The 8,537-nt window shown below is 70.0% G+C and carries 5 protein-coding genes and 2 pseudogenes; all 7 read left to right on the top strand.

Annotated elements, in window-relative coordinates; translation table 11 throughout:
• Window positions 1-129 precede the first annotated feature (129 nt).
• Entirely contained in the window at window positions 130-1,068 is a 939-nt protein-coding gene (locus tag Ahu01nite_RS14305) for a hypothetical protein (protein WP_203836981.1), read from the top strand.
• Window positions 1,069-1,081: 13 nt separating this feature from the next.
• Window positions 1,082-1,615, top strand: a pseudogene (locus Ahu01nite_RS14300) (type VII secretion system-associated protein); the annotation flags it as partial.
• Window positions 1,616-1,719: 104 nt separating this feature from the next.
• Window positions 1,720-2,223 (top strand): annotated as a pseudogene (locus Ahu01nite_RS14295) (type VII secretion system-associated protein); the annotation flags it as partial.
• A 213-nt stretch (window positions 2,224-2,436) separates the two neighbouring features.
• On the top strand, window positions 2,437-3,513 hold the full coding sequence (locus tag Ahu01nite_RS14290; RefSeq protein ID WP_203836979.1) for a serine/threonine-protein kinase: 1,077 nt from the start codon (window positions 2,437-2,439) through the stop codon (window positions 3,511-3,513).
• A 60-nt stretch (window positions 3,514-3,573) separates the two neighbouring features.
• Window positions 3,574-4,491: a hypothetical protein gene (locus Ahu01nite_RS14285; protein ID WP_203836995.1), complete on the top strand. Its 918-nt coding sequence runs from the start codon at window positions 3,574-3,576 to the stop codon at window positions 4,489-4,491.
• Window positions 4,492-4,659: 168 nt separating this feature from the next.
• On the top strand, window positions 4,660-5,745 hold the full coding sequence (locus Ahu01nite_RS14280; RefSeq protein WP_203836978.1) for an ABC transporter substrate-binding protein: 1,086 nt from the start codon (window positions 4,660-4,662) through the stop codon (window positions 5,743-5,745).
• A 13-nt stretch (window positions 5,746-5,758) separates the two neighbouring features.
• Complete coding sequence (locus Ahu01nite_RS14275) at window positions 5,759-8,488, top strand: AbfB domain-containing protein (protein ID WP_203836977.1); 2,730 nt, start codon at window positions 5,759-5,761, stop codon at window positions 8,486-8,488.
• The last annotated feature ends 49 nt before the right edge of the window (window positions 8,489-8,537 follow it).

Below are 8,537 nucleotides of genomic sequence, written 5' to 3'. Positions count from 1 at the left end.
CCCGGTGGTGCTGCCCACCGGCACCGCGCCCGGACGGACGTTGGGGCACGGCTGCCGACCGGCACGGGCGGCCCTCCGGAGCCCCGTGGTCGAATGGGGTGCACGGATGACGACACAGACGAGGACGGCATGACGGACCCCCGGCTCGAGGTCCAGCCTGAGCTGGCCCGGTTGCACGGCGAGCTGCTGCGGCTGGCCGGGCGGGTGCCCGGTGACCTGCTCGCGCGCGCCCGCCTGGTGCTGGCAGACGGTGACACCGACACCGTCGCCGAGCTGCTCGATGACGTCGCCGACGTGCGCTCCGAGCCGCCGTTCAGCTTCGAAGCCGGGCCCGGCGAGACTTTCCTCGATCTGACGTCCGGCCCGTTGACCGATGAGCTCGACCGGGCCGCGGTCCGGGCGCTGGCCCGGGTGCCGGAGGCCGTCGCGCTGTGGCGCTCCTGGCGGGTGCCGGCGCAGTGGGCAGCCGAGGCTATCGCTCCGGTGCGCGTCTACGTCGCCGAAACCGCCACCCGCCCCGACCTGCTGCCCGCCGTCTCGGGCGTCATGATGCGCGCACTCGACCGCGCCGGCCTGGCTGACCCGCAGGTCGAGACGTACCCTTCGGGCGTGGAGCCGCCGCCGTACCAGGTGCGTGCGCGCTCGGCCGCGGCTTTGCTGTGGACAGCCGGGCAGCTGCCGGCGGTGCGTGTCGCCAGGGTCTTCGACCGTGGTGGCGCCCCCGGTCCCCGGTTCGACGACGACCATGAGCTGCTCGACGGGCAGGAGCGCGATCGTGTTCTCGCTTACCTCACGGCCGGCACTTCGATCATGGCGACCACGCAGCGCACGACGGACATCGTGGAGCCGTCGCTCGGCGCGGTCGTGCCGATGAGCTACCGCACCGACGGGCGCTGGGTCTGGACCGACACCGCGGCGTATTACCTGCGCGTCCACGGTCTCGCACCGGACGCCGAGCAGCTCGCGGACATCCGCGCCGCCGGCTACGCCGCACCTGCCACCACGCCGGTCGACGAGCACCGCGCCCTGGCAGCGCTGTTCCGTCCACAGCCCGCGACCGCGTCCTAGAAGGGGCCGAGAGATGACCACTCCCGCCGAGGCGCGAGAAGCAGAGGCGCGAGCAGAAGAAGCGCCGGAGGAGAGCGTCTTCCTGCTGATGGACCCGGAGTGGCAGCCAGTGGACGACGCGGACACCCCGCCGTTCGAGGCGGTCGTCGGCCTGTGGCCGCTCGCGGCGGACGGCGCCGTGGGCCGGTTCCGCAGCAACCCCGAATATCAGCCCACGAACGAGAATTCGCCGTCCGACCCGATCGACGCCCTGCTGCGGCTCGCGTTGCGCGGTGACGCCGAGATGGAGCAGCTCCAGCTCGTGCTCCGCGACAGCCTCGTCGACCAGGCGATGAACGGCGACGGGCGCCCGCTGATCGGTAAGTCCCCCGACGACGTCCCCTGCGTGATCCTCTCGACCAGCACCCCGCATCGCCGCCGCATCGCGTCCCCCGACTGGCGTCGCGCCGGGCTCGAGGACGTGGTCGCGACGCTGCCCGACGGCGTGGACGTGCTCCTGAATCCCGGTGGGCCCGCGACCGTACGCCTGACCGGTGAATTCATCCGCGCCACAGTGGACATGAACGACGACGAGCTGGAAGCGGCCCGCGCGGCGTTCCGGCCGGACGGCGAGATCACCGTTGAGCCGTGGCAGACGGAAGGAACGAACTGATGCAGCCGGATCAGCAGCCCATGGAGAACTACTTCCTGCTGATGGACCCCGACTGGCGGCCCCGCCCCGAGGACGAGGTGCCACCGATCGAGGCCGTGATCGGGTTGTGGCCGATCGCCGCGGACGGCGTGGTCGGCTCGTTCCGGAGCAACCCGGATTACGAGCCCCGCGACGAGGATTCGGTCACCGACCCGCTCGACGCGATGCTGCGGCTCGCGATGCAGGGCCAGATCCGGGCCGAGCAGCTGCAGGTGATGATCCGTGACGCGCTGCTCGGCGCCGCGCTCAACGGCGACGGGCGCCCGCTGATCGTCAAGTCCCCCGACGACGTGCGCTGCGTCGTCGTCGCCACCAGCAGCGCGCAGCAGCGCCGCGTCACCTCGCCGGACTGGCAGCAGGTCGACCTGATGGCCCTGGTGTCACTCCTCCCGGACGGCGTGGACGTGCTGTTCAACCCGGGTGGCCCGGTGCCGTTCCGGCTGACCGGCGACTTCATCCGGGAGACGGCCATCATGGGCGACGACGAGGTGGCCGCGGCGTACGACACGTTCCGCGAGGACCAGGCCGGGCAGGGCCTCGAGGTCATCCCCTGGGTCGTGGGCGACGACGAGGCCGAGGTCACGGTCGAGACGGTGCCGGCGCGGTAACGGGCTGGCGCTCAGGCGCTATGGTGGCCGCGACATCGCGAGGTACCACCGATGTGGAGGGACGCGACGATGGCCGCGACCGACGATCGCCTGCTGACCCGGCACCACCAGTTGCTGCTGCGCGTGGCGGGCTGGGCGCCGGACGACGTCGTGAGCAACGCGCGCGGCTGGCTCGGCGAGGGCCGCGTCACCGAGGCCGCCCGTGCGGTGCTCGGCGCGGTGCTGGCCGGGCGGGTGCCGCTCCGGCCCGAGGACGCCAACCTTCTGATCCGGGCCCTGCCCGATGCGGAGCAGACCGCGCTCCCGGCCGACGCTGCGGCTGAGGACGACTGGCCGGCGTACGGCTTCGCGCCCGTGCGCCCGTCCCCCGACGACTTCGCGCCGGCCCCGCCGCTGCTCGACCTGACCCTGCCGGGTTCACCCGAGCCGGGCCCGCAGGACGCCGTCGCGATCGCCTCGGTCGTGGAGGTGACCGCTGCGGTGGCGCTGTGGCGAGCCTGGCGCTTCCCGCAACCCGGCCGGGACGAGGAAGATCCCGTTCCGGTCTATGTGCTGGAGACCGCCGGCGACGCCGCGACGCTGCCCGGGGTCACCGCCTGGCTGCAGAACGCGCTCGAGGCGGCGGGCCTGACCAATCCGCAGGTCGAGGCGTACGCACCCGGCGTGGAACTAGCCGCCTACCAGGAGATGGCCCGGGGCCGCTCGGCACTGCTGTGGGCCGCTGAGCCGCCACATCCGGTGACCGTGGCGCGGGCCTTCGACTCGTATTCGCCGATGGCCGGTGGCGCGTTCGCCGCCGACCACCCGTTGCTGGCAGCGGGCGACGAGCCGGCCAAGGTGCGGAGCTTCCTGAAGCACGGCACGGTCCTGCTGGCCAGCGCGGCGAAGGAGATCGACGTCTTCGACCCGGACGACGGCCCCCAGGTGCCGACGAGCTTCCGCACCGACGGCCACTGGATCTGGGCCGACACGATCGCCTACTACCTCGGCATGCACTCGCTGCGCCCCGAGGAGGATTTTCTCGCCCACATCCGCGCCTGCGACTACACCCCGGCCACCCCGGGCCCGGTCGCCCTGCACCGCGCGATGTATGCCCTGAGCACCCCCGGCCCACAGGTAAGAATGGGACCGTCCGCGGGGTCGTAGGGGAAGAGCGGCGGCCGGGCCGGTGCCGGGGCGCGGCGACCGTGGTCGAATTCGATCGTGATGACCGACCAGGCCGAACTCCACGCCGCCCTGCTGCGGCTCGGCGGGCGGGTGCCCGACTCGATGCTGGCCGAGGCTCGCCTGCGGCTGGCCGACACCGGCACGGTCATCGTCCCCGACCCGGACGGCACGATCGAGCTGGCGTATACGTTCACGCCCGCCCTGCCCGATCCGCGTACGTTCGGCAACGCCGTGCCCGCGCTGCTCGACCTGATCGGCCGGGAGCTGAGCGACGATCTCGACAAGGTCGCGGTCCGGGTGCTGGAGCGGGTGAAGGAGCCGGTGGCGCTCTGGCGCGCCTGGCGAACGGCCCCGGAGTGGGCAGCCTCAGCGATCCCCACCTCCCGCGTGTACGTGCTCGAAGTGAACGGGCCCCAGCCGCACGCCGCCGCCGAGGTGATGCGCGAGCTGGCCGCGGCCGGGCTCGACGCGCCTCAGGTGGAGGTGTACCGCTCGGGCGATGAGCTGCCGAAGTACACGCGTACGGCACGCAACTCGGGTGCCCTGCTGTGGATGGCCGACGCCGCGCCCGCGATCCGGGTGGCTCGGGTCTACGACGTCGTCACCGACGGGTTCGCCCGGTTCGAGCCGGGCCACGAGCGGCTCACCGGCGCGGATCTCGAGCAGGTCGCCGAATACCTGGAGGCGGGCGCTGCGGTGCTGGCCACCACCGGCCGGCTTCCCGACGTGATCGAGCCGGCCCGGGGCGACGTCGTCCCGATGAGCTACCGCACGGACGGCCGCTGGCTGTGGACGGAGTCGGTGGGTTACTACCTCCGCGCGTACGGGCTCGCGCCTGAGCCGGACCTGCTCGCTTACATCCGCGCGGCCGGTCCGCTGCGTCCCACGCCGGATGCCGCCGGCGAGCACCGCGCCCTCGCGACCCTGTTCCAGTCGGCAGCCGTCGTCAAGGCCTGATCGACTCCGCGACGGCTCGCGGCGATCCACTCTGTCCGATGTTGATCGCTTTTCGTTTCTGCGCAACCACGTTCGGTTGTGGTTAGTCCTTGACAGGAAAAGTTCGTTAGTGCGTGAATGTGTTTCGGGATAGTTACTTGTCGATTCCCGCACTAAGGAGCGTCCACTGTGAGAGCGCTTTCTCGATTCCGGCCCGCGATCATCACCCTTGGCACCACCCTTCTTCTCGTCAGCGCCTGCGCGAAGGCGGAGGACAGCGACACCCCGGCGGCTTCGGGCGCCAACGCGTCGGCCGGTGCGCAGGTGGCCCAGTCCGCCGCCCCCGGCGCCAAGTCCTGCACCCTCGACCAGTTCGGCGGCACGAAGGTCGACCTGTCCACCGCGAAGATCGGCTTCTCCCAGTCGGAGAAGGAGGCGAACCCGTTCCGGATCGCCGAGACCCAGTCCATCAAGGACGAGGCCGCCAAGCTCGGCATCCCGGCCGCCAACCTGCAGACCACCAACGCGAACTCCCAGTTCAACAAGCAGATCAGTGACGTCGAGCAGATGATCGACTCGGGCGTGCAGCTGCTGGTCATCGCGCCGCTGAACTCCGACGGCTGGGACTCGGTCTTCGCCAAGGCGTCGGCCAAGAAGATTCCGATCATCACCATCGACCGGAAGATCAACGCGGACTCCTGCACCGACTACCTGACGTTCATCGGGTCGGACTTCGAGAAGCAGGGCCAGCGCGCGGCCGACAAGATGGCGGCGGCCCTGGGTAACAAGGGCTCGGTCGCGATCCTGCTCGGCGCCCCCGGCAACAACGTCACCACGCTGCGGACCAAGGGCTTCAAGGACCAGATCGCCAAGGTCGCCCCGGACATCAAGATCTCGTTTGAGCAGACCGGGCAGTTCTCCCGCGAGGAGGGCCAGAAGGTCACCGAGCAGCTGCTGCAGTCCAACTCGGACATCAACGGGATCTACGCCGAGAACGACGAGATGGCGCTCGGTGCCGAGGTCGCGCTCAAGGGCGCCGGCAAGGCCAAGGGCGACGTCAAGATCGTGTCGATCGACGGTACGAAGGGTGCCGTCCAGGGCATCGTCGACGGCTGGATCTCCGCGGTGATCGAGAGCAACCCGCGCTTCGGCCCGCTCGCGTTCGAGACGGCGACCAAGTTCTTCAACGGCGAGCCCATCCCCGAGGACATCATCATCGCCGACCGCGAATACGACGAGGCCTCCGCCAAGACGGACCTCGGCAGCGCCTACTAGGAAGAGCAGACCCATGCGCCGGATCCCCGCCGCGCTCATCGCGGTCCTCACCTCCACCATCGGCGCCGTAGTGGCGTCGAACAGCCCGGCAACAGCAGCCCCGAAGCCACCGCCGCTGAGCACGCCCTGGACCAGCCAGGTCTCCACCACCAACCCGCTGCCGGAATACCCCCGCCCGCAGCTCACCCGCACCGACTGGCAGAGCCTCAACGGCACCTGGCAGTTCGCGGGCTCCTCGAACATCAACACCCCGCCGGTGAACACCAACCTCGGCGAGGAGATCCTCGTCCCGTACCCGATCGAGAGCGCCCTGTCCGGCATCATGCGCCGGCAGGACTTCTCCTACTACCGCAGGACGTTCACCGTTCCGGCCGGCTGGTCCGGCAAGAACGTGCAGCTCAACTTCGGAGCCGTCGACTGGCAGTCGAAGGTCTGGGTGAACGGCACGCTGCTCGGCACGCACGAGGGTGGCTACGACAAGTTCTCCTACGACATCACCACCGCGCTGCGTGCCGGGTCGAACGAGATCATCGTCGGCGTCTGGGATCCCACCGACACCCAGGACATCCCGGTCGGCAAGCAGCGCGTCAACCGCGGCGGCATCTGGTACACGCCGTACTCCGGCATCTGGCAGACCGTCTGGCTGGAGCCGACCAACCCGGCGCGGATCACCCGGCTGGACACCACCCCGAACGTCGCGGCGGGCGGGCTCGACCTGGTCGTCCAGGCGGCGAACGCGAGCGGGCAGGCGGTTACCGCGCAGGTGCTAACCGGCGGCGCGGTGGTGGGCACGGCGACCGGCACGGTTGGCAGCTCTCTGCGCGTACCCGTACCCAATGCTCATCTTTGGACCCCTGACGATCCTTTCCTGTACGACGTGAAGGTCACGCTCGCGACGGGTGACACGGTCGGCGGCTACTTCGGGATGCGCTCGGTCGGCAAGGCAGTGCTCGGCGGGGTGCTGCGCCCGACGCTGAACGGCAAGTTCGTCTACCAGCTCGGCACCCTCGACCAGGGCTACTGGCCGGACGGCATCTCGACCGCGCCGACCGACACCGCGCTGCGCTTCGACCTCGAGCAGCAGAAGGCACTGGGCTTCAACATGGTCCGCAAGCACATCAAGGTGGAGAGCGACCGCTGGTTCTACTGGGCGGACCGGCTCGGCCTGATGGTCTGGCAGGACATGCCCGCGCTGGCCAGCGGCAAGGAGCCGTCGGCGGTCGGGCGCACCCGCTACGAGAAGGAGCTCAAGGAGCTGATCGACGAGCACAAGGGCATCACGTCGATCGTGCAGTGGGTGCCGTTCAACGAGGGCTGGGGCGAGTACGACGCCGGGCGCATCGCCGACCTGGTGAAGAGCTACGACCCGACCCGCCTGGTCAACCACAACTCGGGCTCGAACTGCTGCGACTCCGATCCCGACCCGGGCAACGGCGACGTGATCGACGACCACATGTACGTCGGCCCCGGCATCACCCGCCAGCCGACGGCGACCCGGATCGCGGTCAACGGCGAGTACGGCGGTCTCGGACTGCGCGTCCCGGGTCACGAGTGGCCGACCGCGGGCAAGTTCGCCTACGAGTGGCTGCCCGACAACGCATCGCTGACCAGCCGTTATGTGCAGATCACCAGCAAACTGATCGACCTGATCAACGGCAACGAGCTGTCCGGGAGCGTCTACACCGAACCGACGGACGTGGAGGAGGAGCTCAACGGCTTCTACACGTACGACCGCCAGGTGCAGAAGATGGACTTCGCCCGCGTCCGCGAGGTGAACCTGCGGGTTCTCGGCGCGGCCAACGGCACTACGTTGTCGACGAACAAGCTGGCCAGCCTGCGCGTCACCACGCCCGGTTACACCGACCGCTACCTGCGCCATCGCGACGGGGCAGCGCGCACCGACGTGATCAGTGCGAGCAGCGCCACGGCCGACCGCCAGGACGCGAGCTTCTACGTGCGGCCGGGTCTGGCCAGTGCCTCGTGCTACTCGTTCGAGTCGCGCAACTTCCCGGGGCAGTATCTGCGGCACCGGGCGTACCGCGTCTACAAGGAGGCCAACGACGGCGGCAGCACCTACAACGCCGACGCGACCTTCTGCGCGCGGCCCGGCCTGAGTGGTGGCGGCACCTCACTCGAGGCGTACAACATGGCCGGCTACTACCTGCGGCACCGCAGCGACGAGGTGTGGATGGACGCCAACACCGGCGGCTCGTTCACGAACGACGCGACCTGGGCGGTGTCCCCGCCGTTGTGGAAGAGCGGCGCTGACCTGACCGTCGGGCAGAACCGGTCGTTCCGGGTCACCACAGCCGGCTACGACACGCGCTACCTGCGGCATCGTGAGGGGCTGGCGCGGACGGACGTGATCAGCTCGGCGAGTGCGGCGACCGACCGCGCGGATGCCACGTTCACCGTGCGGACCGGGCTCGCGGATTCGAGCTGCTTCTCGTTCGAGTCGGTGAACTACCCCGGTCAGTTCCTGCGGCACGCCGCGTACCGGGTGCAGAAAGCGTCGAACGACGGAACGGCCACGTTCCAACAGGATGCGACATTCTGCGCACAGCCGGCCCTGAACGGCGGCAGCGGCAACGTGTCGCTGGAGTCGTTCAACTACCCCGGCTACTACTGGCGCCACTACGCCGAGGCCGTCTACATCGCCACGAACGGCGGCGGCAACGCCTGGGACAACCCGGGCAGCTTCACCGCCGACGCCACCTGGAACAACGCCGCCCCACTGGGGTGACGCGAACGGCGGGTCGAGCGGTCATCCGCTCGGCCCGCACCGCGATGGG

It is taken from the genome of Winogradskya humida, from assembly GCF_016862215.1.
Taxonomy (GTDB): Bacteria; Actinomycetota; Actinomycetes; order Mycobacteriales; family Micromonosporaceae; genus Actinoplanes; species Actinoplanes humidus.
The sequence above is the reverse complement of the archived record's forward strand: the minus strand, read 5'-3'. Positions and strand labels throughout refer to the sequence as shown.